Genomic DNA, 24,047 nt, shown 5'->3' with positions numbered 1-24,047 from the left:
CGGGCGGGGGACACCCGGAGGCGGTTCGGTACGCTCTGCCGAGCTGACGGCGGATGGCGATGGTCCGGGGGATTTCGGGATGAGCACGGTGGAGATCGTCCTGTTGCTGACGGCCGCGGCCGGGGCGGGATGGATCGACGCCGTCGTCGGCGGGGGAGGGCTGCTGCAACTGCCCGCGCTGATCGTCGCCGGGGTCTCGCCGGTCCAGGCGCTGGCCACGAACAAGCTCGCGGCCGTCTTCGGCACCTCCTCCGCCGCGGTCACCTATGCCCGCACCACGAAGATCGACCGCAGGGTGGCGGTGCCCGCCGGTCTGGCCGCGGTCGTGTTCGCCGGTCTCGGCGCGGCGTCGGCGTCGGCGATCTCCAAGGACGCGCTCACCCCGCTGGTCATGGCGGCCCTGCTGTGTGTGGCGCTGTTCGTCACCCTCCGCCCGGCGTTCGGCTCCCACCCCCGCCCCCACCTGGGCACCCGTGCCAGGACGCTGGCCGCGGTCGCCGTCACCGGCGTGGCGGTCGCCTTCTACGACGGCATCCTCGGGCCCGGCACCGGCACCTTCCTGATCATCGCCTTCACCACGGTCCTCGGCATGGACTTCGTGCACGGCTCGGCGCATTCGAAGATCATCAACTCCTGCACCAACGTCGGGGCGCTGATCGTCTTCGCCTCCCAGGGGCATGTGCTGTGGCTGCTGGGGCTGGGAATGGCCGTCTGCAACATCGCCGGTGCCCAGGTCGGAGCCCGGATGGCGCTGCGCCGCGGCTCGGGGTTCGTGCGGATCGTGCTGCTGTGCGTGGTGTGCGCCATGGTGGCGAAACTCGGCTACGAGCAGTTCGTCGCCTGACATTTTGATCTACATAGTAAAGCAGGCTGGTCGGTTCAAACAGCAGACACAAGAGGATTCTGGCCTCACCAGAGAAGGTGAGGCCAGGACAAGGCCAGCGGCGCCGATGACCGGATCACGGCACGAGACGCCGGAGAACACGCGGAAGCGCCTTCCTTCTCATCCGGAGGCGATCGACGGGGTCACGAGTCCGCTCCTTCCGGCACCGGCCGATACCGGACGTCATCCGCCGGTGAGACGCCAGAGCGAGGTGACTTCCGCGGCTCGGGCGGCGTGGAGGGGATCGGTGGTGTCCCTCGCCCGTGGATGCCGCGGCCCGGTGTCGATCCTGTCCACCGCGCGCCCGTCGGGGAAGAGGGCGGGGCCCACGATGTCGATGCGCCCGGTGAGGCGCAGCCGGCGGACGTTCTCGTGTGCGCAGGCCAGGGCGCGCGGGCTGATGTCCGTGGCCACGACGCGGTCGATGCCCCGGCGGGCCAGGACGGCGGCGAGCACTCCCGTTCCGGTGCCGAGGTCGAACGCGGTGCGGCGGTCCGCGTGGCGGTCCGCCGGTGCGGGGAGCGGCGCGTGTGCGACGAGGCCGACGTATTCCCCCTGACGGGAGAGAACACGCCGTAGTGCGGGTGGATGCGGGCGTGGAGGGCCGGTGCCTCCACGCCTTTCATGCGCCACTGATGTGCTCCGATCACGCCCAGCAGTTCGGTGAGCGAGACGGCCGTCGGCTCGGACGGCGGGCCGTACGCTTCGGTGCAGGCCCGGCGTACATCGGGGGCTCTGCGCAGGTTCAGGCGGTGGTCGTCCTCCAGCAGGACCAGGAGCCTGCCCGGCACGCGGGCGCGGTGGCCGCGGGCACGGCGGTACAGGTGGAAGGACTCCGCCGGGCTGTCGCCTTGCCGGTGAGGTTTCCGGTCGATCCGGCGGCTCATCGCCTGAAGCAGCCGCCGCGCGTCGTGGAAGTCACCCCGCCACAGCAGGCCGGTGCCTTCACATGCCAGCCGGTAGGCGGTGTCGGCTTTCGTACGGTCGTCGGCGCTGATGACCCGGCGGGGCGGTGGAGCCGCGCTCTCGGAATGCCAGTGGGCGGAACAGGGGGTGTTCGTCTCGGTCCGGCGGATCGTGGACACCACGTACTCCTCGTGATCGAACGTGCGGGGACACGAAGAGCACTTCGACGAGGAGCGGGAGAAACGGCCCGTGCCGTGGCATGGGGGGTGTCAGGGCAGGGGGCTACCGCTCCTGCGTCGAAGCGCGGGAGGAGAAGTCGCCGAGCACCATGCCGAGTGTCATGACCGGTCCTTTCGGAGGGATGACATGAGAGGTTCGCGCAGATCTTTTCCGTGGGCGAACCGTGGGCGAGTCGCCGGCGATGGGGCAGACTTGGCCGGGTGACGCATGGAGACGACGCGGCGACCGTCCACGCCTGGGCCGCTCTGGAAGGGCCGGTGGAACTGGCCGAGGGGGTTTCGTACGAGGGGGCGGGCGACGTCCTGCCGGCCCGGCTGCCGGTGCGGGAGCTGGCCCGGGCGAGCGTGGGCGTGTGCTCGCTGGCGGCCGCGGAGCTGCTGGCGCGGCGCAACGCGGTGCCGGTGCCGGCCGTACGGGTGTGGGAGGCGGAGGTGGCCACGGCGTTCGTCAGCGAACGCCACCTGCGGATCGACGGCCGGGCCCCGGTGGCCTTCGCGCCGCTCTCCGGTTTCTGGCGCGCGGCCGACGGCTGGGTGCGCACCCACGCCAACTACCCGCACCATCGCTCCCGGTTGCTGGACGCCCTGGGCATCGGTGACACGGGAGACGACCGGGCGCTGGCGGGGGTGCTCGCGGACGAACTGGCGCTGCGCCCGGCCCGGTGGATCCAGGAGACCGTCTACGAGGCCGGTGGCCTGGCCGTGGCCGTGGCGCCTCCCGGCGGGGCGGCGCGTCCCCTGGTCGAGACCCGGCCCGCCGGGGAGGGCCGCCCGCGAGTCCTGGCGCCGGCGCCGTTGCCGGCCGCCGGGGTGCGGGTCCTGGACCTGACCCGGGTCATCGCCGGTCCCGTCGCGACGCGCACCCTCGCCCTCCTGGGCGCCGACGTGCTCCGCGTCGACTGCCCCCGGCTGTCGGAGGGCGCGGACGCCCACGCCGACACCGGGATGGGCAAGCGCTCGACGCGGCTGGACCTGTCCGACGGCGGGGACCGCCGCGTCTTCGCCGATCTTCTCGACTCGGCCGACGTCGTGGTCCTCGGTTACCGGCCCGGCGCGCTGGAGGCCCTGGGTCTCGACGCGCTCCTCGCCCGGCGTCCCGGCCTGATCGTCGCCCGGTTGTGCGCCTGGGGCTGGTCGGGGCCGTGGGCGGCGCGGCGCGGTTTCGACAGCCTGGTCCAGGCGGCGAGCGGTATCGCCGTGATCGAGGCGGGGGCCGACGGCCGTCCCGGCGCGCTGCCCGCGCAGGCGCTGGATCACGGGACCGGATATCTGCTGGCCGCTGCGGTCCTGCGGGCGCTGAGCGACCGGCAGCTCACCGGCCGCGGCCGCCGGCTTCGGCTCTCCCTCGCGGGCACCGCCTCCTGGTTGCTGCACGGTGTCCGTCCCGCGCCGGTCGAGGGCGGCGGCTACGACCCGGGGCCCTGGCTGGCGGAGACCGCCTCGCCGTACGGGCCGCTGCGTCATGCCCTGCCACCGATCCGCTACGAGGGCGCGCCCCGGACGTGGAGCGGCCCGCCGACCCTGTGGGGCACGGATCCTCCTGTGTGGCGGGGCGAGGCGGGGGAGCGGGGCGGAGCGACCTCATCCGGGTAGGCCGGGAACCGGCTGGAAGTACGGCCGGGCGCGGTGCGGATCGTGCTTTGGGCCCAGGGGGAGTGCCGGACCACTGGCCGGAGACGATGGTGGCGGCGATCGTCGGGGCCGTCCTCGCCGTGCAGTGGCTGTGGTCCGTCCTGTGGTTGCGGCGGTGTCGTCAGGGTCCGCTCGAGTGGCTCTGGCGCTGGGCCGCCTGGGCCCGCCGTCCGGCTCTGTTCCGCGCGTCCTGACCGCCGTCCGCCGCGCCTCACACCTCCGCGTCCCCGCCACCGGGTCGTGTCCGCCTGGCGCTCATCCGCCGCGCCTCCCGGTTGCGCCTCGTGCCCTCGCGGGGCCGTCCTGCGTTCCCGCAACCCGTCCCGTGCTCCCGCGGGGGCCGGCGGAGAGCGGCGTCGTCGGTCGTCAGAGGCTTCTCGTCTCCGGGTCGTGGGCCAGGACGGTCCGGCCGCCGTCGACCGGGACGGTGGCACCGGTGATGAACCCGGCCTCCGGCGACAGCAGGTAGGCGACGGCGGTGGCGATCTCGTCCGCCTCGGCGACGCGGCCCAGGGGGTGCACGGCGGCCATCTGCTCCTCGACGCGGGCGGCGGCCTCCGGCTCCTGGGACGCCAGGAAGCCGGTGTAGCGCTCGGTGCGCACGGAGCCTGGCGCCACCGCGTTCACGCGGATGCCGCGCGGGCCGTACTCGACCGCCAGGGCGCGGGTCATCCCCTCGATGGCCGCCTTGGCGGTCACGTACGGCAGCGAGCCCGGGACCGCCTGGCGTGCCTGGTGGGAGGAGACGTTGACGATCGCGCCGGGCGTGGCGGCGGCGAGGAAGCGGCGGACCGCGGTGGCGCAGCCGGTCATGGCGGTCTCCAGGTTCGCCGCGATCAGGTCCAGGATCCGCCGGGTGGTGGCCGAGTGCACCGAGGCGTCCCGGAAGACGGCGGCGTTGTTGACCCAGCCCGCCAGCGGTGCCGCGGCTTCCGCGGTGTCGGCGGCCCGTTCCGTGACGCGCTCGTCGGCGGCGTCGCCCGCAAGGCCGATCAGCCGGTCGCCGAGCGGGTGGGCCGTGGTCCACGCCAGGGCGGCGGGGTCCTGCTCGATCACCACGACCGGATCCCCGGCGGCGGCGAGCCGCTCGGCCACCGCCCGGCCGATTCCCCGGCCCGCGCCCGTCACCACGTACGAACGGTTCATGTCTCTCCCTGTGCGACGGCGGCCTCCCTTCGCCGGGCCGCCGTTTCAGGCAACGGGATTCGCCCTCATTCCGTCAAGTGCTTTCATGAAAGCACTTCCGCGATAGGATCCCCTTGGGGATCGGATGTGACGGATGCGAGGAGGACGGTGTGAGCGGCCCGCCGACCATCTACGACGTGGCCACCCGGGCGGGCGTCAGCATCTCGACGGTGTCCCGGGTCCTCAACTCGCCCGGCGCTGTCAGCGAGCGGACCCGCCGCAAGGTGCTCGCCGCCGTGGACGCGCTCGGATTCACTCCCAAGCCGGACGCGGTGGCCAAGGCACGACGCGGTGTCGGCCGCGTCGGCGTGATCGCGCCCTACACCTCCTATCCGTCCGTGGCCCGCCGGCTCCGCGGCGTCCTGCGCGCCGTCGGTGACAGGCCGCTGGAAGTCGTCCTGTTCGACCAGGAGTCGGCCGCCGAAAACACCTCCCCGCTACTGGCGAGCCTGCCCGTCACCGGACGGCTGGACGGCCTCATCGTGGTCAGCCTCCCCCTGGACGACGCGGTGGCCGATCGGCTCGCCGCCCTGCGGCTGCCCGCGGTCCTGGTGGACGTGCGTCATCCCGGTTTCGACTCGGTCCGCACCGACGACGCCGACGGGGGCCGCCTGGCCGCCGGGCACCTGCTCGGCCGTGGTCATCGCCGGTTCGGCTTCCTCGGCGAGGACCAGCGGTCCGATCGATACGTCTCGCCGTCGCGGCTCAGGCTCGGTGGATATCGTGCCGCGCTCGCCGAGGCCGGTCACGTCGTCGGTGAGGGCGACGTGCGCCTGGTGTGTCACCGGGCCGGGGAGGCCCTGGCCGCGGCCCGGGACCTGCTGGCTCGCGAGGATCGTCCGACGGCGGTGTTCGCCTCCGACGACGTCCTCGCCGCCGCGGTCCTGCGGGCGGCCCGCGATCTCGGCCTGGACGTGCCCGGGAGTGTCGCCGTGGTCGGCTTCGACGACGGCGAACCGGCCGAGATCATGGGTCTCACCACCGTTCGCCAGCCGCTGGAGGAGTCCGGCCGGGCCGCCATGGAACGCCTGATCCAGCAGCTGGGTCGTCGCACCGCTGCCAGGGACGTGGTCCTCGGGCTGGAACTGATCGCCCGCACCACGACCTGACCCCCGTGGGGAGAATGCCTTCCGCATCGCCTCGGGGACGCCGGGACGGTGTCTCGCGGCCGGTCCGGGGATCAGGCCGAAGAGCGGTGGTCGGCCAGGACACGGGCGAAGACGATGGTGAGGAGGCCGGCCAGGACGACCGACAGCAGGCCGACGCGCAGGCCGACGAGGTCGGCGACGGCTCCGACGAGCAGAGGGGACAGCAGGAAGCCGCCACGCAGAAGCCAGCTGACGATGGTCAGGCCGGTGCCCGGCGGCAGGCCGGGCAGTTCGTCGGCGGTGTGCATGGTGGCCGGGACGAGGGTGGCGACGCCGAGTCCGGCGAGGGCGAAGCCGGCCAGCGCCGCCGGGACGGAGGGCAGGGCCAGTGCCGCGCCCATGCCGGCGGCGGCCAGGGCGCCTCCCGCGCGGGTCACCGCGCGTTGCCCGAAGCGGTCCACCACGCGGTCGCCGGACAGGCGGCCGATGGTCATGGCGGTCTGGAAGGCCACGACGGCCAGACCGGCGGTGGCGGCGTCGGCGTGCAGGCCGGTGAGGAAGAGGGCGCCCCAGGACGCGCCGGCGTCCTCGGCCAACGCGCCGCACGCGGCCAGCACGCCGAGTACGGCGAGCATCCGCACCGCCGGGCCGGTGAACGAGCGCCGGTCCGCGCGCCGGGCGGACCCGGCCGTGTGGTCGCCGGCCGCGGCCGGCTCCAGGGCGCCGGAGCGCTCGGCGTCTTCCGGGCCCGGCAGCAGGAAGCGGTGGGCGACGACGGCCACGAGGCTGAGCAGCGCCGCGGAGATGCCGAGGTGGATCGCCAGGGGCAGACGGAGTCCCGCGGCGGCCGAGCCCATCAGGCCGCCCAGCACGGCGCCGACGCTCCACAGGCCGTGCAGCGAGTTGAGGATGGAGCGCCGGTAGAGCCGTTGCACGCGCAGGCCGTGGGCGTTCTGTGCGACGTCCACGATCGCGTCGAGCGCGCCCACGAAGAACAGCACGCCGCCGAAGGCCACCCAGTTCGGCACGAAGGGGACGGCCAGGGTCACGAGGGCGGTGATGACGATGCCGAAGGCCGCCGTGCGGGCGGAGCCGAAGCGGCGGATCGCGGCGCCGGCGAGCAGCCCCGCCAGCAGCGCGCCGATCGGGGAGCCGGCCACCGCGGTGCCGAAGACGGCGTTGCTGACGCCGAGGTCGGCCTTGATCTGCGGATAGCGCGGGACGATGTTGAAGAAGACGGCGCCGTTGGTGAGGAACAGCGCCGCGACGGCGGCACGGGCCAGACGTGCCTGGCGGGTGGGTGCGGTGGGAGGGGCGGTAGCGGGCATCGGCTTTCCGATCACGGTGGAGCAGGTGCGTGCGGGGAGCGGGGAGGGGGCCGGTGCGGGAGGCGTTGGAAGGGGGCCTCTGACGCAATCTTAGTGATCTACTTCGTAAAGGCGGGCGTTCTGAAAGAAATAGACAAAAAGGACAAAAATAATAGGCAACAAGAGATGATCAGAGGCGGGGTTGCGCCGGCGGCCTCCGGCGGCCCGCCCGGCGCGGTGGCCGGTGTGGGAGGGCTGACGGCTTCGGAGAGGCCGCCGATCGGGGCGGGGCCGGGCCGGGAGGCATGCGTGGCCCCGGTGCGCCACGAGGGGAGGGGGTTCGGCCGGGGCAAGGGCTGGGTGCTCCGGTCAGACGGTGCGGACGGTGACACCGGCGGCGGTGAGGGCGTCGTGTTCGCCCGGGGGGATGGCGGTGTCGGTGATGACGATGTCGAGGCGGTCGAGGGGGCAGACGGCGCCGAAGGCGGTGCGGGTGAACTTGCCGGAGTCGGTGGCGATGACGACGCGCCGGGCGGAGTCCATGGCGGCTCGTTTCACGGCGACGTCGGACAGGTCGTGGGCGGTAAGGCCGTGTTCGGCGGACAGGCCGCAGCAGCCGATGATCGCGGTGTCGAAGCGCAGGGATCGGATGGAGGTCTCGGTGAGGGGGCCGGAGAAGTTGAGTTCGCCGGGCCGTACCTCGCCGCCGGGGAGGACGAGGCGGATGCGTGGTGCGGTGGCGAGTTCGTCGGCGGACTGCAGGGAGAGGGGCAGGACGGTGAGGCGGCGGTCGCGGATGGCGCGGGCGACCTCCAGGTTGGTGGTGCCGCCGTCGAGGAGGACGGCTTCGCCGTCGGCGAGGAGGGTGGCGACTTCGGCGGCGATGCGGCGTTTGATGTCGGTCGCTTCGCGTTCGCGTACGCCGAAGGGGGGTTCCTCGCCGCGGAGCAGGAGGCTGATGGCGCCGCCGCGGACGCGTCTGACCACTCCTTGCTGGGCGAGTTCGTCGAGGTCGCGGCGGATGGTCATCTCCGAGACGGCGTGTTCGGCGGCGAGTTCCGCCACCGAGACGGTGTCGTGGGCGCGTAGTTCGGACATGATGGCGCGCAGACGCTCTGAACTCTCCACGGGTTCATTTGAACATGATGTGTGTTCGTTCCGCAAGCCGGTGGGGTGAGTCCGGTCAGGTCGGTTCGGCGCTGAGGGTCTGTGCCACGGGCCGGCGGGCCGCGAGGGCCGGATGCGCGGGCGTGGCCGGCGCGGTGTCCCGCACCCTGCTCTCCAGTGGCTGGCTAATGGATAACGGTCAGCTGTCGGGAATGTCGAAACGCCGTCTCGTCCGATCGGCGGCCCGGGATCACGAATCGTCGTATGCGCCGCGTATATACCCTCGGTATATAGTGATCGTCATGACAGTCCCCTTGACGCTGCTGGGCCTCCTGGATCGTGAGCCCAGCTACGGGTACGACCTGAAACGCGACTACGACACCTACTTCGGCAGGGGCAGGCCGCTTCCCTTCGGGCAGGTCTACTCGACGCTCGGCCGCCTGGCCAGGGACGGAAAGGTCGCGGCCGGCGAGAGCGAGCCCGGCGACGGCCCCGACCGCAAGCGCTACGCCATCACCCCGCTGGGCAGGCGGGAGGTGGAGGAGTGGCTGGCCGAGCCGGCGGCGGCGGAGCCGTTCCTGCAGACGGTGCTGTTCACGAAGGTCGTGCTGGCGCTGATGCTGGGCCACGACGCGCAGGGTTTCCTCGACGTCCAGCGCGCCACGCACATGCGGCGCATGCGCGAGCTGTCGGAGATCAAACGCGGCGGCGCCCTCGTGGACGCCCTGCTGGCCGACCACGCCATGTTCCATCTGGAGGCCGACCTGCGCTGGATCGACGTGACCGCGGCCCGGCTGGGCGCGCTGGCGGAGACGGTGCGCGGCGCATGACCGTCGACGCCCTTCCCGTGCCGGGCCCGCTGCTGGAGGCCCGCTCCGTCGGCCGCTCCTACGGCCGGACGCCGGCGCTGCGCGAGGCGAGCCTGTCGGTGACGGCGGGGGAGATCCTGGCGATCATGGGGCCGAGCGGGTCCGGCAAGTCCACGCTGCTGCACTGCCTGGCCGGCATCTTCACCCCCGACGCGGGCGAGGTCTGGTTCGACGGGCGGCGGCTGGACACCCTGAGCGACGCCCGGCGGTCGGAGCTGCGCCGTACGGCGTTCGGCTTCGTCTTCCAGTTCGGCCAGCTGGTGCCGGAGCTCACGGTGGCCGACAACGTCGCCCTGCCGCTGCTGCTCGGCAGGGCCGGGCGCAGGCGGGCCTACCGGCGGGCGGACGACTGGCTGGAGCGGCTGGAGCTGGACGGCCTGCGCGGGCGGCGCACCGGCGAGCTGTCCGGCGGACAGGCACAGCGGGTGGCGATCGCCAGGGCGCTGGTGACGCGGCCCAAGGTGGTCTTCGCCGACGAGCCCACCGGAGCGCTCGACTCGCTCACCGGCGAGAAGGTCATGGAGCTGCTCGTCGGCCTGGCCCGCCAGGAGGGCGCGACCGTGATCGTGGTGACGCACGACGCCCGCGTCGCCGCCTGCGCCGACCGGGAGGTCATGGTGCGCGACGGCAGGGTCACCGACCCCTACGCGAGCGGGGTCCTGCGATGACGCTCCGGCTGGGCCTGCGGCTGTCGCTGCGCGGAGGCCGGGAGGCGGCCGTCCGGCTGGTGCTCGTCGGCGCCGCCGTCGCGATGGGGGTGACGGTGCTGCTGTCCACGGTGGCGCTGTTCAACGCCTTCCGGGCCACCGCGGACCGGCCGTGCTGGGAGTGCACGACCGGATCGGCGCCGGGCGGCCGGGCACTGGGCGCCACCCCCGGCGCCGTGCTGTGGAACCACCGCCGGGATTCCTACGCCGGCCGCCCGATCAAGCGGCTCGACGTCGCCGTCCTCGACGCGCGGGCGCCCGCGCCGGGCGTTCCCGGTCTCTCCGCGCCGCCGGCCGCGGGGCGCTACCACGTCTCGCCCGCGCTCGCCGAGCTGATGGACGCGGTGCCGCGCGAGCAGCTCGCCGACCGCTTCCCGGGCGTCCGCGCCGGCCTCGTCGGGCGGGCGGCGCTGTCCGGCCCGGACGACCTGGTCGCCGTCGTCGGCCGGACCCCCGCCGAGCTGGCCGCGATGGCCGGCACCGTGGCAGTCGACGCCGCCGACGTCGCCGCCGCCCCGGCCGCCGACGATACCGCCGCCCTGTACGGGCACGGCTTCGGCATCGCCGCGATCGGCCTGGTCTTCCCGCTGCTCGTCCTCGTCGGCACGGCCACGCGCCTGGCCGCCGCCCGCCGCGAGGCGCGGTTCGCCGCGATCAGGCTGGCCGGCGCCACCGCGCGGCAGATCAGCGTGATCGCCTCGGTGGACGCGGCCCTCGGCGCGCTGCTGGGCGCGCTCGCCGGCATCGCGGTCTTCCAGGCGGTACGGCCCGCCCTGGCCGGCGTCGCCGTCACCGGCTCGCGTTTCTTCCCCGACACGGTCGCGCCCACCGCGCTCCAGTACGCCGCCGTGGTCGCGGGTGTGCCGCTCGCCGCCGCGGGCGCCGCGCTGTGGTCGCTGCGCCGGGTGCGGATCACGCCGCTCGGCGTGGCGCGCAGGGTGCGGGCGCCGGCTCCGGGCTGGTGGCGGGTGCTGCCGCTGCCGGTGGGGCTGGGACTGCTGGCGGGCCCGGCGTTCGGGGGCGGTGATCCGGACGCGGTGCTCGCCGACGCCGGCCTGGTGCTGGTCATGGCCGGTCTCGTGGCGGCCGGGCCCTGGCTGACGATGCTGGCCGCGCGGCTGGCCGCCCGCCTCACCCCCGGCGCGGCGACGCTGCTGGCCGCGCAGCGGCTGGCGGCCGACCCGAAGGCGGCCTTCCGGCCGGTGAACGGGATCGTGCTGGCGGTCTTCATCGGCACGGCCGTCGCCGGCATCGTCCCCGCCGTCGTCTCGGGCCAGGAGACGGCGGGCGGCGGCACGCTGAACGAGGTCCTGCGGGTGTCGTTCGGGTACGCCGACGCCGCTCCGGGCCGGCCGCTGCCGCCCGGCACGGCGGACGAGCTGCTCGCCGGGCTCCGCGCCCACCCCGGGGTCACCGTGCTGCCGATCCACCGCAGGACCGGGCAGCCGGCCCCGCCCGGCGGACCCCCGCCGTGCGACCCGGGCCCCGGCTGCCGGCCCGACTTCATGCTCGGGCAGGTGGTCGCGTGCGACGCCCTGGCCGGTTTCCCGGCGCTCGGCCGCTGCGCCCCGGGCGCCCGCACGGTGGCGGCCGACTTCAACCGGCTGCTGACCAGTGACAACATGCTCAGCGTCGGCCGCAACCTGCCGATCGTGGACGCCTCCAGTCCCGCTGCGAGCCCCGCCTCCGGCCCGGCCGGCCTGTCCCTGGCGGCGGTGCTGGTCCGCGTGGACGACCCGGCCGTCCGCGAGCGGATCCGCACGCTGCTGGCCCCGTACGTCGCCCGCTCGGGCAGCGCCGAGACGCCGCTGACGTTCGCCGAGGTCGCCCAGGCGCGCGCGGTGCTGCTGGACCAGGCCGAACGGGTGGCACTGGCCATCGTCGCGCTGACCCTGCTGGTGGCGGGCTGCGGCCTGCTGGTCGCGGTCGCCGGAGGCGTGGTGGAGCGCAGGCGGCCCTTCACGCTGCTGCGGCTGTGCGGCACGCCGATGCGGACCCTGTCCGGCGTGGTGCTGCTGGAGACCGCGGCGCCCATGGTGCTGGCCGCGCTGGTGGCGGCGGGGGCGGGCCTCGGCGTGGCCGGGCCGGTGATCGACCTGCTGAGGATCAGGAGCGCGCCGGCGGCGTTGCCCGGCCCCGCCTACTTCCTGACCGTCGGCGGCGGGCTGCTGGCCGCCCTGCTGGTGATCCTCGCCGGTCTGCCGCTGCTCAGGCGTGTGACCGCGCCCGAGGGCGCCCGCTTCGAATAGGACCCCCGATGATGATGATGCGTGTCAGGCGGCTGTCCGCGCTCCTCGTGGCGGCCCTGGCCGGCGCCCTCCTGACGGCGGCGCCCGCGCCGGGACAGGCCCAGCGCTACGGCGGCGTCCCGGCCCCGAGCCCGGCGGGCGGCGTCCGCGGTCATTCCTCGATGGCGCCGCCCACGGCCCGTAGATGGTCGCGGAAGGTCAGCGAGGGGTTCTGCCGCCGCCCGGCGAGGAAGGCGCCGAAGCGCACCTGATCGCGCAGGGTGTCTCCGCCGCGGATCCGGTCGGCCTGACGCCGCTCGGTGTCGCGGATCGCCTCGGCCAGGGTGAGGAGTTCCCCGGCGCGTCCGGCCGGGACGAACAGCACGCCGTCGTCGTCGCCCAGGACCAGGTCGCCGGGGCCCACCGTCCACTCGCCCACGTCCGCCGACTCCAGGGCGCCCGGGGGGCGTTCGTCCAGGCGCAGCGGCCCGGTGGGCAGGGCTCCCAGGCTGAAGACGGGCAGCCCGATCCGCTGGATGTCGGCGGTGTCGCGGTGCAGCCCCCAGATCACGATCCCGCCCAGCCCGGCGGCGCGGGCCTCCAGGACCACCAGGTCGCCGACGCACGCCTCGTCGAGGCGGCCGCCGTTGTCGGCCACCAGCACGTCGCCCGGCGCGGCCCGCTCGAACGCCTCCAGGAAGACGTCGACGCTGCCGGCGTGCCGGGCGGGGGCCACCCGCCCGGCCAGGCGGTCGCCGGGTGTCACCGCGCGCAGGGCGGCGGGCGCGCACCGCACCGGGACGCCGGCGCGGATGCACGCGTCCGCCAGGTGGGCGGTGGTCAGAGCGGTGAACCGCTTGTGAAGCTCCTGGTGGTCCATGGCCGTGCTCCCCTTCCGCCGCCCGCCGCGCCGCCGCCCGCCGCGCCGGACGCCTGCCGTGCCGCCCACCGTGGCGTCACCCGGCGCGCCGCCGCCTGATGCCGTCGCCACCGAGACTGGCACGGCCGGGGGCCGGGATCAACGAGCCCGCCCCCGGCCGTTCCGCGGTCCTCCTCCCTACACCACGGCTCCGTTGCCCTCCCGGCGGGCACGCGGCCGGGGCGGCTCGGGCGGCGGCTGCGAGCTGAACCGCTCCAGCTCGATCGCCAGCGGCCCGGCGACGAACGACGACGACGCCGTGCCGGCCACGATGCCGATGATGAGCGCGAGGGCGAAGTCACGCAGGGTGTCGCCACCGAGGACGGCCAGCGCGACGAGGATGAACAGGGCGCCGAGCCCGGTGTTGACCGTACGCGGGACGGTCTGCAGGATCGCGGCGTTGACGACGTCGGCGAAGCGGTCCCCGCGCCGCGCCTGCCACAGCTCCCTGACCCGGTCGAAGACCACCACCTTGTCGTTGATCGAGTAGCCGACGACGGTGAGCATGGCGGCCAGGAACACTCCGTCGACGGGTTTGCCCAGCCAGGCGAAGACTCCGACGACGGCGGCGGTGTCCACGACAAGGGCGAGGACCGCGGCGGTGCCGAACGTCCAGCGGAACCTGACCGCCAGGTACAGCAGCTGGGCCGCCAGCGCCACGGCGAGCGCGACGAGCGCGTTGCGGCGCAGTTCCTCGCCCAGGCTCGGGCCGATGAGCTCGTCGCGCTGCTTGGTCACCTCGCCGAGGTCGCGGTCCAGTGACCGTTCGATGCGGGCCACGTCGTCGGCGCTGATCTGCCCGGCGCGTACGGAGACCGTGGCGCCGGAGGCGTGCACGACCGCCGCGGGGTGCCCGGCTTCGGCCACGGACCGCCGGGCCGTCTCGGCGCTCACCGGCGCGGCGGCGGTGAACTCGACGAGCCGGCCGCCGGTGAACTCGACGCCGAAGTTCAGGCCGTGCAGGACCGGCCCGCTGACGGCCAGGACCAGTCCGGCGGCGGCCAGGGCCAGCCAGCGCCTGCCGCGGGACATGAGGCGCGGTTCGTGTTCGGCGATCCAGGTCCGGACGCGTCCCTGCGTGGCCAGCCCCGACAGCCGGGGCCCGACCCTGCCGACGAGCGAGTGGGCCAGGACGCGGGTGATGAGCATCGCCGAGACCAGCGAGGCGAGCACGCCGATGGCCAGGGTGACGCCGAAACCGCGCACCGGCCCGGAGGCCAGCCAGAACAGCAGCCCGGCGGCCAGCAGTGTGGTGATGTTGGAGTCGGCGATGGCGCTCCAGGCGTTCCTGAAGCCCGCGTCCAGGGCCGCGCGCAGGCCCCGCCCGGGTGCGCGGCCGTACTCCTCGCGGGCCCGTTCGAACACCAGCACGTTCGCGTCCACCGCCATGCCGATGGCCAGCACGAACCCGGCCAGGCCGGGCAGCGTGAGCGTCGCGCCGAACGCCAGCAGCGCGGCGTAGGAGATGAGGCCGTAGGCGGCGAGCGCGACGGCGGCCAGCAACCCCGACAGCCGGTAGACGGCGACGACGAACAACGCGGTGAGCAGGACCCCGGCGACGGCCGCTTCGGCGCTGGCCTCGATGGCCTCGGCGCCGAGGGTGGGGCCGACGGTCCGCTGCTCGATCAGTGCGAGGGGGACGGGCAGGGCGCCGCCCTTGACGAGCACCGCCAGGTCCTGCGCCTGCTGGTGGGTGAAGGAACCGGTGATCTGCGTGGACCCGCCCGGGATGCCGGTACGGCAGGGCACGGACGTGTCCACCTGGGGTGAGGAGATGATCTCCTTGTCCAGCACGATCGCGACCCGGCGCCGATCGTCGCCCGGGTCGTGGCAGGCGGCGTCGCCGGTCAGCCGCTGCCAGGCGGCGGCGTCGCGGAAGTCGACGGTGACGAACCAGGCCGGTCCCTGCTGGGGGTCGTTGCGGGCGGCGGCGTCGCTCACCCCGTCCCCGGTGATCGCGACGGGGCCGAGCCGCAGCCGCCGCCCGGACTCGTCGGCCAGGACCTGCCCGGCTCTGGCCGCACCGGGGTCGTCTCCGGAAGCGGCGCCGGAGCCGGAGCCGGGGGCGGGGCCGGTGGCGGGGTCGGTGGCGGGGTCGGCCTGGCCGAGCACCGGGTGGAAGGTGAGCTGCGCCGTCCTGCCGATGACCTGGGCGGCCTGGCGCGGGTCGAGCACGCCGGGCAGTTCGACGATGATCCGCCGCTCGCCGGAGCGGACCAGGGTGGGATCGACCACGCCGAGCGCGTCGGCGCGGCGGCGCAGCACGTCCAGGGCGCGGTCGGTGGCCTCGGCGTCGGCCTTGGCGGTGGGGGAGTCGCGGGTCTCGAAGACCAGCTGGGTGCCACCGCGCAGGTCCAGGCCCAGGCGTGGCGATGCGGTGACGGTGAGTAATGCGGCGGTGGCGACGATGACGAACGCCGCCACCGCGCGCCACAGGGGCGCACGTGACATGGGAAGCCTCCACGGGCTGTCGACGGACTGTCGAGGGGAAAGGACGTCAGCGCGTCGTGGAGGGGGGTGCGCGGGCCGGGGCCCGGCGCAGGCGCGGCTGCGGAGCCGCCGGAGCGTGGCCGGCCGCGGCGCCGGCCGGTCGAAGGGCGCCGTCCGGTTCCCAGACGGGCGGCAGGACGGCCGGATGCGCCGGCGCGGCGGGTGTGCCGCGGGCGGGGTGCAGGCGCGGCAGGACCGGGTCCGTCCCGGCGTGGACGGTCGGATCGGCCACAGGCTGGGCGGCCTGGGCGGCCTGGGCGGCCTGGGCGGCCTGATCCGGCCAGGTATGGGCGGCCGGGCGTGTCAGAGCCGGGCCCGGCCCGCCGCGGGCGGCCTGGCCCGCCACGGCCTGGACGGCCGGGCCGCTCCACCAGGCCGCGGGAGCCACGCCGGTGGGGTGGGCGTCAACGGCGGGCGGCAGGAGCACGAACGCCGAAAGCAGCAGGAGCAGGACGGCGGGCACTCTGCTGCGCACGTCTCCTCCTGATCGGCGGGAAAAAGGGGGGGTGTTGCGGCCACCGTACCCCGGCGCGACCCCGCCCGCGCCGGCGGTCCGCGGCGGGGGCGGCGCCGGAACAGGGCCGGGAACGGGAACGGAGCCGAACCGGAACGGGGCCGGGACGAATGGACATGCCTTTTCGCAGCGTCTGGGCTATGGTCGGCCTCATGACCGGGCCGTGGCGCAGCGCAGCGGGAGGGTCCGTCGCGGCTGTCGCCGTGATGGGCCTGGTTCTGCTGTCCCTGCTGCTGTCCGGCTCGCCCGGCGCCTGGAGCGCCGGGAAGCACGCCCACCCGGCGGCGCCCTCGTCCGGCCCGGTGTGGGGTCCGGGCACGTGGGACGACGCGCCGGCGAGCCTGCCGCCGCAGGCCGCCGGGGTCCGTGAGCACCACGTGCCGTCGCTGTGGCCGTCGCGCGGCGAGCGGCAGGAGGACGCCGCCCATCTGGCGCTGCCGTCGTCGCCGGGCCCGGACACGGACGCGATCCGTGATCCGCAGCAGTTCGCGCACCGCACCGCGGGGTCGCGCAGCCCGCCGGCCGGCGTCTCCTCGATCTAGGTCCCGTCCTCGCGGGCCGCTCCGCCCGGGTTCCGCCCTGGCGGGCCGTTCCGCCCGCCGCTCCGGCCGGTCCCGCCGGCCGCGGCCGCCGTCATCCGCCGGTTCGCCCTGAGGGTGCGTCCGGGAACGCGTCTCCGTCCTGTGGGACGCGCGTCCGGGCCGCGCCTTCGCCGCCCTGCGCCGCCTTCGCCCCGTGGGGAGGCGGTACGGCCGGTGCGCGGCGAGGAACCGCGGGACGGGACCTGGCGCCGTCTTCCGTCCCTCCGGTGTCCTCCGGCCGTCCGCGCCGCGGGGATCCGGCGCCGTGCGCGCCGGATCCCCACGCCCGCCTGCCGCGGCACCGGGACTCCGCCGTGACCCCGCCGTGAGCGGGGCGAGCCTGCTTTCGGTCACACGCTAGGAGCGATCACCGCCATGGCCGATGTCAGATCGATCCACACCCATCCGCGGCACCTCGAACAGCCCCCGGCCCGCCGGGGCTTCGTGGCGCTCGACGTGGGCACCGCGCGCACCCGCTCGATGTCGTCGGGCGGGTGCGCCGTCGCCGACCGGCCGTCGGCGATCACCGGCGGCCCGTCCGGCGTCCCGGGCCCGGTGCGGCCCCTGCGGCACGGCGTGGTCGCCGACCCCGCGGCCTACCTGCGGCTGGTTCGGCTGGTGCTGCTGGAGGCCCGCTGGTCGGGCGCCTGGCCGCCGGAGCGGGTGCTGGCCGGCGTGCCGGTGACGGCGACGCCGGATGACCGGCGGGCGGTCGGCACCGCGGTCGCCGAGGTCGCCGGGTGCGAGGCCACGCTGGTGGAGGGGCCGCTGGCCGCGGCCGTCGGCGCCGGGCTGGACATCGCCGGTCCCCGGCCGTGCCTGCTGCTGGACGTGGGGGCGGGCCTGGCCGAGGCCGTCGTCATCGACGGAGGGGTCATCACCGACGCCGCCGTCCTCCAGTTGAGCGCCACGACCGGCACCGGCCTGCCGCTGTACGCGCTGGACGGCGTCGTCGGCATGACGGCGGGCCTGCTGCGCCGGCTGCCCGGCCGGCCGCGCCCGGCGGGGCTGGTCGTCACCGGCGGAGGCGCCCGGCAGGCACCGCTGCTGGAGCGCCTGCGCGCCGCGCTGCGGGTGCCGGTCGGCGCCGCGCCCGAACCCGGGCACGCCACGATCCGCGGCCTGGTGAGCCTGTGCCTGCGGCCGGACCTGGAGGCCCGGGCCACCGCCGGCGGCCGCTGAGCCGCCTCGGCGCCCGCCCCCTCGTCCAGGGCTCCTCCGAGCCCCCTCATCCCGATCGGCGCCGTCCGCGGTGGCCGATCGCCTCGGTACCCATTGTCATCAGCGTCACCAGGAAGGAACTCTCACCATGACCGACATCGGCCAGACCTCTCACCTCAGTGGCGTCCAGCTGCAGGCGCTCCGCCGGGACCTGCGGGAGCAGCTGGAGCGGCGCACCCAGCAGGTGCTCGGCCTGCGGGCCGAGGCGCAGGACAGTGCCGGCGCCGACGGCACCTGGCAGGAGCTGGTGGCCTCCCTGACCGCCGCCGACCGCGCCGTCGCCGAGCTCACCCGGGCCCTGGAGCGGCTGACGGACGGCACCTACGGCCGCTGCGCCCACTGTGAGGCGGGCATCCCGTTCGAGCGGCTCGAGATCCGGCCGCTGGCCCGTTACTGCATCTCCTGCCAGCGCGTGCACGAGGCCGCCTGACGGCTCCGCGCAGCCAGGCGGCTCGCACGGAGTGGCCGCGGGAGGAGGAACAATGTGGTCATGCGAGCGAGCCGTCTGCTGTCACTGCTGCTGCTTCTGCAGACCCGGGGACGGCTGACGGCCACCGAGCTGGCCCGGGAGCTGGAGGTGTCGGTCCGGACCGTCTACCGGGACGTGGAGGCGCTGTCGTCGGCGGGGGTGCCGGTGTACTCCGACCGCGGCCCGGCCGGCGGATACCGGCTGCTGGACGGCTACCGCACCCGTCTCAACGGCCTGACCGCCGAGGAGGCCTCCTCGCTGTTCCTGGCCGCGCTGCCCGGCCCCGCCACCCAGCTGGGGCTGGGGGAGGTGGCCGCCAACGCCGAGCTGAAGCTGCTGGCGGCGCTGCCGCCGGAGCCGCGCTCGCACGCCGCCCGGATGCGTGAGCGCTTCCACCTCGACGTGCCCGGCTGGTACAACGGCGCCGACGAGGCGCCGTTCCTGGCGGAGGTCTCCGAGGCGGTGTGGGACCAGCGGCCGCTGCGGATGACCTACCGCCGCTGGGGGCCGCGCGACGTCGAGCGGGTGGCCGAGCCGTACGGGCTGGTCCTGAAGGGCGGGACGTGGTACATGGTGGCCGCCGTGGACGGGGGAGAGCCGCGCACCTACCGGGTGTCGCGGATCGTCAGCGCCGAGGTGCTCGCCGGGCGGTTCGAACGGCCCGCCGGGTTCGACCTGGCCTCCCACTGGGAGCGTTACGCCGCCGACTTCCGCCGCCGGATGTACACCGCCGAGGCGGTGGTGCGGGTGGCGCCGGGACTTGAGGGCCTGCTGCGCTACACCGTCGGCGACGACGCCGCCGACGTCGCGCTGGGCGGCGCGGGGGAGCCGGACGAGCGGGGGTGGAGGGTGATGCGGCTGCCGATCGAGTCGGTCCGGCACGCCCGCTGGACGCTGCTGCGTCTGGGCACCGACGTGGAGGTGCTGGAGCCGCCGGAGCTGCGGGCCCTGATGGCCGAGACGGCCGCCGCGCTCGTCACCCTGTACGGCGAGGCGGGCGGTTAGGCGGTCGCCCGCGCCGATCACGGCCGCGACGATGAGGGGGTGTGCCCTCCGGTGCTCAGAGGGCATGCGGGGCGGCGGTGCCGCCGTTCAGGCACTCCGCCCCTGACCACGTCCCCGGCCGTCAGGTGGCGGAGGGCCGAGGTGCCGACCTCGGTGTCATCGCCGCTGAGACCGGCGTCGCCGGCGACGCGGAGGCGGTCATCCCCGTCACCGCGGTGCGTGGACGGACACCGGTTCCGCCGGCGGGGATGACAGCGGACGCACGTTCGTGATCGACGAGGTCACGTCCGGGGTGTGGCGGTGGCCTGCGGCCCTTTGGCGAACTCCCGCACGATGCGCTCGCAGAAGACCGGCAGGTCGTCGGGCGACCGGCTCGTGGTGATGTTGCCGTCGGTGACGACCGGCTCGTCGACCACGTCGGCCCCGGCGTTGCGCAGGTCGGTGCGCACGCTCGGCCACGAGGTCAGCCGGCGGCCCCGCGCGACGTCGGCCTCGACGAAGTTCCACGGGCCGTGGCAGATCGAGGCGACCGGCTTGCCCGACTGGACGAAGTCCCGGACGAACCGCACCGCAGCGGGGTCCATCCGCAGTTTGTCCGGGTTCACCGTCCCGCCCGGCAGGAGCAGCGCATCGTAGTCGTCGACCGACACCTCGCCGACCAGCCGGTCCACCGGGAAGGTGCCGGCGTCCTCGAGGTCGTGGTCGCGCGCCTGGATCTCGCCGCTGGTGATGGACACCACGACGGTGCGGGCGCCGGCGTCGTCCAGCGCTCGCCGCGGCCGCTCCAGCTCCACTCGCTCCACCCCGTCGGCCGCGAGGATGGCGATCCGGCGTCCGTTCAGCTCTCCGGCCATGTCAAGCACCCGCCCCCGCCGTCGCCGGGTGCAGGACGACCTTCGTCCAGCCCTCGTCTCGCTTGTCGAAGTGCTCGTAGGCCTCCGGCGCACGGTCGAGGGGCAGCTCGTGGCTGACGATGAAGGACGGTTCGGCCTTGCCTGCGGCGATCAGGTCGCGCAGCTGCCGGTTGTACTTCTTGACCGGGGCCTGGCCGGTGCCGATGTGCTGGCCCTTGAACCAGAACATGCCGTAGTCGAAGGCGAGTTTGCCTTGCTTGGCCAGCTCGTCACCGGCTCCGGGGTCCTGGGGCACGAAGACGCCGACGGCGCCGATCTTCCCGGTGAAGCGTACCGAGGCGACCAGCCGGTTCATTGTCAGATCGGGCTTCTCCCGGCCGTCGGGCTCGTGCGCCTGATAGCCGACGCATTCGCAGCCGTTGTCCGCGCCCAGCCCCATCGTCTCGTCAAGAACGGCCTGCACCGGGTCGACCTTCGAGTCGTCGATGGCGATCGCGCCGATCGATTCGGCCAGTCGCAGCCGGTCGGGGTGGCGGTCGACGATCATCACCTTGCTCGCCCCTCTGATGGTCGCTGAGAGGGCGGCCATCAGCCCGACCGGGCCCGCGCCGTAGACGACCGTCTGGTCGCCGGGCTTCACGCCGGCCATCTCGGTGGCGTGGTAGCCGGTCGGGAAGATGTCGGAGAGCATCACGTAGTCGGTCTGGCGCTCCTCGGCGTCCTCACCCAGCCGTAGGCAGTTGAAGTCCCCCCAGGGCACACGCAACAGCTCGGCCTGTCCGCCGCCGTACGGGCCCATGTCGGCGAAGCCGTACGCGGCGCCGGCCATTTTCGGCTCGGGTTGGGCGGTCAGGCAGTAGTTCGTCAGCTGACGCTCGCAGTTCTTGCAATGCCCGCACGCGATGTTGAACGGCAGGACGACCCAGTCGCCCACCCGGACCTTGTCGACCCCGTTGCCGACCTCGATCACCTGACCGAGGTTCTCGTGTCCGAACGAGCGGCCGGGCTCGAAGTCGGTCCGGCCCTCGTACATGTGCAGGTCCGAGCCGCAGATGTTCGCCGATGTGATCCGTACCAGGACGTCGGTCGGCCGCTCGATCCGCGCGTCCGGCACATCCTTGACACTGACCTGTCGTGGTCCCTCGTACACCACTGCCTTCATGCCCACCTCCCCGTCGCAGGCGCCTCCCTTCCCCCCGGGCGGTCCCTTCAGGGTCGAATACCCCCCGAAAACCCCCTGAACCCACAGTTGGATGCGTTCGGTGTCCAGACGGTTGCTCATCGTCATGATGTGGGGGGTCCGGAGCGGTGGTCTGATCCCGCGAGGGCCATACGGGACGGCGCCACCGAGCGGTGCCGGAGAACTACGCGGTGATCCGCCGCCGCCGCCGGGGCCGGGGCCGCTGGACGGTGATACCCGCCGCGTGCGAATCGCGACACCGCCATGGCGGCCACGGAGGTCTCTTTCCGGCCCGGAGTCACTCTCCGGTCTGGAGGTGGTCGTGGATCAGCCGTACGGCCATGGCGCCTTCGCCGACCGCCGCGGCCACCCGCTTGATCGACCCGCTCCGCACGTCCCCGGCCGCGAACACGCCCGCCCTGCTCGTCTCCAGCGGGAACGGCCGGCCGGCGGAGTCGGGCGTGCCTTCCTTACCTGACCGGGCGGCGTCCGCGCCCGTCAGTATGTAGCCTCGCGGGTCGAGTGCGATCTCGTCGGCCAGCCAGGCGGTGTACGGCTCCGCGCCGATGAAGACGAACATCGCGCGTGCCTCGACCGTGGAACGCTCGCCGGTGACGTTGTTCTCGGCGACGACCGCGGCGAGCTTCCCTTCCCCCGTCAGCTCCCGGACCTCGGTGTTCAGCATGATCTCGATCCGGGAATGCCGTTCGATCTCGGCGGCCAGATAGCGGGACATGTTCCTGGACAGCGTGTCCTCCCGCACGAGCAGCCGGACGTGAGCGGCGTGCCCGGCCAGGAAGAGGGCCGCCTGGCCGGCCGAGTTGCCTCCTCCTACGACGACGATCGGGTCGCGCTCGCACATCTGGGCTTCGAACATGGTCGCCGCGTAGTAGACGCTCGTGGGCTCGAACCGCTCCAGGTTCCGCACGTCGAGCCTCCGGTAGCGGACACCGGATGCGATGAGCAGGGCGCGCGCGTGGATCGTGCCGCCCTCCCGCAGGGTGACGATGTGGTCGCCCGCGTCCAGGCGCAGTCCGCAGGCCTGTGCGGGGACGCGGAAACGCGCGCCGAACTTGGCGGCTTGGATCACCGCCCGCTCCGCCAGTTCGCCGCCGGAGATCCCGGACGGGAAGCCGAGGTAGTTCTCGATCCGCGAGGAGGTGCCCGCCTGGCCACCTGTCGCGACATCGTCCAGGACCACCGTCACCAGGCCCTCCGACGCCCCGTAGACCGCCGCCGCCAGCCCCGCCGGACCGGCCCCGACGACGAGCAGGTCGCATCGGGTCTGCTGCACCTGTGGTGCGGGGAGCCCGATCGCGCGGGCCAGCTCCGCGTTGCTCGGGTTGCGAAGCATCCTCTCGCCACCCCAGATCACGACCGGGGTCTCCTGCGGGGTGACGCCCATGCTTCGCAGGAACCGCTCCGCCTCCTCGTCCTGCTCGAGGTCGATCCACCGGTGAGGCAGCCGGTTGCGTGCCGCGAACTCCCGCAGCCGCCGGGAGTCGGCCGAGAAGCGGGAGCCGATGATGCGGAAACCCGCCCCCAGTCCGATGAGCATCGTGCGGCGGATGAGATAGGCCCGCAGGATGAGGTCGCCGAGTGCCGGGTCCTCGGCGACCAGGCGGCGGAGCGCGTCCGCCGGCACGGCGAGGACCTCACCGTCCTCGGCGACCACGCCGGTGACGAAGCCGACCTGGCCGGTGAGCACGTTGAGCTCTCCCAGGAACCGGCCCGCCCCGTGGACGCCGATCACCTGATCGTCGACTCCGAATCCTTCGACCGTCGCCACTTTGCCGGCCAGGACCGCGAAGAATTCGGTGCACGGGAGGCCTTCCGCGTACAGGACCTCGTCCTGGCGGACCCGGCGCCGCTCGCCGTGCGGGGCCAGCGCCTGGAGCTGCGCGTCACTCAGCCGCGGGTAGGCCCCCTGCGGGTCCGGCGTCTCGCGGAGCTCAGGCGGCCAGCGCATCGTCCACCCATTCGCGGAGGACGGGAGCGGGCGCCGCGCCCGCCCGCCGGGTGACCACCCGGCCCTGATCGATCATGACAAGCGTCGGGACGGCCTGTACGGTGAAGCGTTCGGAGAGCCGGGGCGCCTCGTCCACGTTCACCTTCACCAGCTTCAGGCGGCCGGCCAGATCGGCCGCGACCTGCTCCAGCGCCGGGCTGACCAGGCGGCACGGCCCGCACCAGGGCGCCCAGAAGTCGACGACCACCGGGATCCGGGCCGCCTCGACGACCTCGCCGAAGTCGTCGTCCCCCGCATCGGTGATCCAGGGAAGCGGCTGGTGGCAGTTGCCGCACCGCGGGATCCCCGGAGCGGCACGGGGCAGCCGGTTCTTCCGTCCGCATTTCGCACATGGGACGACGCTCGCGTCCCTGACCTGTGCCCGCATGGTCAGACCTCCGGATTCTCGTACGTCACCGAGGGTGTGCCGCCGGTCAGCGCGACATGGACGACCGCCCCGTCGAAGGCGTCGCCGACGACCGGTTCACCGGTCTCGGCGGCCGCTCGGTGAGGAGCCGCTGCTCAGCTTTCTTCACATCCCGAAGCTATCTCCGCCGCCGGAGGCGCTTCACGGCGCCCCCGACGCCGACCGGTGACCATCTCCGCGTGTGATCCCTTTCTGCCGTGTTCGTGTGTTCTGAACGTGAAGGAGGGT

The 24,047-nt window shown here is 74.2% G+C and carries 22 protein-coding genes; 11 read left to right on the top strand and 11 right to left on the bottom strand.

Features of this window, described 5'->3' with window-relative positions:
- The first annotated feature begins 79 nt into the window (after positions 1 to 79).
- On the top strand, positions 80 to 844 hold the full coding sequence (locus ACFYSC_RS30605) for a TSUP family transporter (RefSeq protein ID WP_389968566.1): 765 nt from the start codon (positions 80 to 82) through the stop codon (positions 842 to 844).
- Between the two features lie 222 nt (positions 845 to 1,066).
- On the opposite strand, the gene ACFYSC_RS30600 is transcribed toward ACFYSC_RS30605, so the two are convergent.
- On the bottom strand, positions 1,067 to 1,339 hold the full coding sequence (locus ACFYSC_RS30600; protein WP_389968564.1) for a hypothetical protein: 273 nt from the start codon (positions 1,337 to 1,339) through the stop codon (positions 1,067 to 1,069).
- Between the two features lie 890 nt (positions 1,340 to 2,229).
- Here ACFYSC_RS30600 and ACFYSC_RS30595 point away from each other — a divergent pair.
- Both ACFYSC_RS30595 and ACFYSC_RS30590 read left to right on the top strand, forming a co-directional pair.
- Positions 2,230 to 3,621 (top strand): CoA transferase, encoded by a 1,392-nt coding sequence (locus ACFYSC_RS30595; protein WP_389968562.1) that lies wholly within the window; start codon positions 2,230 to 2,232, stop codon positions 3,619 to 3,621.
- Positions 3,622 to 3,668: 47 nt separating this feature from the next.
- Positions 3,669 to 3,854 carry a DUF418 domain-containing protein gene (locus ACFYSC_RS30590; protein WP_389968560.1) on the top strand — a complete coding sequence of 62 codons (186 nt, stop codon included), beginning with the start codon at positions 3,669 to 3,671 and terminating at the stop codon, positions 3,852 to 3,854.
- 172 nt (positions 3,855 to 4,026) lie between these two features.
- On the opposite strand, the gene ACFYSC_RS30585 is transcribed toward ACFYSC_RS30590, so the two are convergent.
- Positions 4,027 to 4,806, bottom strand: a complete 780-nt coding sequence (locus ACFYSC_RS30585) for an SDR family NAD(P)-dependent oxidoreductase (RefSeq protein ID WP_389968558.1) — start codon at positions 4,804 to 4,806, stop codon at positions 4,027 to 4,029.
- 149 nt (positions 4,807 to 4,955) lie between these two features.
- Here ACFYSC_RS30585 and ACFYSC_RS30580 point away from each other — a divergent pair, with 149 nt between their 5' ends.
- On the top strand, positions 4,956 to 5,954 hold the full coding sequence (locus tag ACFYSC_RS30580) for a LacI family DNA-binding transcriptional regulator (RefSeq protein WP_389968556.1): 999 nt from the start codon (positions 4,956 to 4,958) through the stop codon (positions 5,952 to 5,954).
- Positions 5,955 to 6,025: 71 nt separating this feature from the next.
- Here the strand turns inward: ACFYSC_RS30580 and ACFYSC_RS30575 are convergent, their stop codons facing one another.
- Together ACFYSC_RS30575 and ACFYSC_RS30570 are read right to left on the bottom strand one after the other, a co-directional pair.
- Positions 6,026 to 7,261 carry an MFS transporter gene (locus ACFYSC_RS30575; RefSeq protein ID WP_389968554.1) on the bottom strand — a complete coding sequence of 412 codons (1,236 nt, stop codon included), beginning with the start codon at positions 7,259 to 7,261 and terminating at the stop codon, positions 6,026 to 6,028.
- A 348-nt stretch (positions 7,262 to 7,609) separates the two neighbouring features.
- Positions 7,610 to 8,368, bottom strand: a complete 759-nt coding sequence (locus tag ACFYSC_RS30570; protein WP_389968552.1) for a DeoR/GlpR family DNA-binding transcription regulator — start codon at positions 8,366 to 8,368, stop codon at positions 7,610 to 7,612.
- 281 nt (positions 8,369 to 8,649) lie between these two features.
- Between ACFYSC_RS30570 and ACFYSC_RS30565 the strand changes: the two genes are divergently transcribed.
- The 3 genes from ACFYSC_RS30565 to ACFYSC_RS30555 are packed head-to-tail and all read left to right on the top strand — an operon-like array spanning position 8,650 to position 12,172.
- A complete protein-coding gene (locus ACFYSC_RS30565; protein ID WP_389968550.1) occupies positions 8,650 to 9,177 on the top strand; it encodes a PadR family transcriptional regulator in 528 nt (175 codons plus the stop codon).
- A complete protein-coding gene (locus ACFYSC_RS30560) occupies positions 9,174 to 9,884 on the top strand; it encodes an ABC transporter ATP-binding protein (RefSeq protein ID WP_389968548.1) in 711 nt (236 codons plus the stop codon). Before ACFYSC_RS30565 ends, ACFYSC_RS30560 begins: the two co-directional genes overlap by 4 nt.
- Positions 9,881 to 12,172 carry an FtsX-like permease family protein gene (locus ACFYSC_RS30555; RefSeq protein WP_389968546.1) on the top strand — a complete coding sequence of 764 codons (2,292 nt, stop codon included), beginning with the start codon at positions 9,881 to 9,883 and terminating at the stop codon, positions 12,170 to 12,172. Before ACFYSC_RS30560 ends, ACFYSC_RS30555 begins: the two co-directional genes overlap by 4 nt.
- A 151-nt stretch (positions 12,173 to 12,323) precedes the next feature.
- Here the strand turns inward: ACFYSC_RS30555 and ACFYSC_RS30550 are convergent, their stop codons facing one another.
- The 3 genes from ACFYSC_RS30550 to ACFYSC_RS30540 all read right to left on the bottom strand — a co-directional run bounded on the left by ACFYSC_RS30550 (position 12,324) and on the right by ACFYSC_RS30540 (position 16,035).
- The gene (locus ACFYSC_RS30550; RefSeq protein ID WP_389968544.1) at positions 12,324 to 13,031 is read right to left on the bottom strand and encodes an RraA family protein; all 708 of its coding nucleotides are present in this window, start codon (positions 13,029 to 13,031) and stop codon (positions 12,324 to 12,326) included.
- Between the two features lie 177 nt (positions 13,032 to 13,208).
- Positions 13,209 to 15,521 carry a protein translocase subunit SecD gene (gene secD / locus ACFYSC_RS30545; protein ID WP_389968542.1) on the bottom strand — a complete coding sequence of 771 codons (2,313 nt, stop codon included), beginning with the start codon at positions 15,519 to 15,521 and terminating at the stop codon, positions 13,209 to 13,211.
- A 46-nt stretch (positions 15,522 to 15,567) separates the two neighbouring features.
- A complete protein-coding gene (locus ACFYSC_RS30540) occupies positions 15,568 to 16,035 on the bottom strand; it encodes a hypothetical protein (RefSeq protein WP_389968540.1) in 468 nt (155 codons plus the stop codon).
- 191 nt (positions 16,036 to 16,226) lie between these two features.
- Here ACFYSC_RS30540 and ACFYSC_RS30535 point away from each other — a divergent pair, with 191 nt between their 5' ends.
- The 4 genes from ACFYSC_RS30535 to ACFYSC_RS30520 all read left to right on the top strand — a co-directional run bounded on the left by ACFYSC_RS30535 (position 16,227) and on the right by ACFYSC_RS30520 (position 19,350).
- Complete coding sequence (locus ACFYSC_RS30535; RefSeq protein WP_389968538.1) at positions 16,227 to 16,616, top strand: hypothetical protein; 390 nt, start codon at positions 16,227 to 16,229, stop codon at positions 16,614 to 16,616.
- Between the two features lie 414 nt (positions 16,617 to 17,030).
- Complete coding sequence (locus tag ACFYSC_RS30530) at positions 17,031 to 17,837, top strand: rod shape-determining protein (RefSeq protein ID WP_389968536.1); 807 nt, start codon at positions 17,031 to 17,033, stop codon at positions 17,835 to 17,837.
- A gap of 127 nt (positions 17,838 to 17,964) precedes the next feature.
- Positions 17,965 to 18,306 (top strand): TraR/DksA family transcriptional regulator, encoded by a 342-nt coding sequence (locus ACFYSC_RS30525; RefSeq protein ID WP_389968534.1) that lies wholly within the window; start codon positions 17,965 to 17,967, stop codon positions 18,304 to 18,306.
- A gap of 60 nt (positions 18,307 to 18,366) precedes the next feature.
- Positions 18,367 to 19,350: a helix-turn-helix transcriptional regulator gene (locus tag ACFYSC_RS30520; RefSeq protein WP_389968532.1), complete on the top strand. Its 984-nt coding sequence runs from the start codon at positions 18,367 to 18,369 to the stop codon at positions 19,348 to 19,350.
- A gap of 281 nt (positions 19,351 to 19,631) precedes the next feature.
- Here ACFYSC_RS30520 and ACFYSC_RS30515 read toward each other — a convergent pair whose 3' ends face one another.
- The 4 genes from ACFYSC_RS30515 to trxA all read right to left on the bottom strand — a co-directional run bounded on the left by ACFYSC_RS30515 (position 19,632) and on the right by trxA (position 23,780).
- On the bottom strand, positions 19,632 to 20,204 hold the full coding sequence (locus ACFYSC_RS30515) for a type 1 glutamine amidotransferase domain-containing protein (RefSeq protein WP_389968530.1): 573 nt from the start codon (positions 20,202 to 20,204) through the stop codon (positions 19,632 to 19,634).
- Position 20,205: 1 nt separating this feature from the next.
- Positions 20,206 to 21,366 (bottom strand): glutathione-independent formaldehyde dehydrogenase, encoded by a 1,161-nt coding sequence (locus tag ACFYSC_RS30510; RefSeq protein WP_389968528.1) that lies wholly within the window; start codon positions 21,364 to 21,366, stop codon positions 20,206 to 20,208.
- A 316-nt stretch (positions 21,367 to 21,682) separates the two neighbouring features.
- Positions 21,683 to 23,353 (bottom strand): FAD-dependent oxidoreductase, encoded by a 1,671-nt coding sequence (locus tag ACFYSC_RS30505; RefSeq protein WP_389968526.1) that lies wholly within the window; start codon positions 23,351 to 23,353, stop codon positions 21,683 to 21,685.
- Positions 23,337 to 23,780: a thioredoxin gene (trxA, locus tag ACFYSC_RS30500; protein ID WP_389968524.1), complete on the bottom strand. Its 444-nt coding sequence runs from the start codon at positions 23,778 to 23,780 to the stop codon at positions 23,337 to 23,339. The genes ACFYSC_RS30505 and trxA overlap by 17 nt, the downstream gene beginning before the upstream one ends.
- Positions 23,781 to 24,047: the final 267 nt, after the last annotated feature.

The sequence above is a fragment of the Streptosporangium sp. NPDC004379 genome, from assembly GCF_042873875.1.
Taxonomy (GTDB): Bacteria; Actinomycetota; Actinomycetes; order Streptosporangiales; family Streptosporangiaceae; genus Streptosporangium.
The sequence above is the reverse complement of the archived record's forward strand: the minus strand, read 5'-3'. Positions and strand labels throughout refer to the sequence as shown.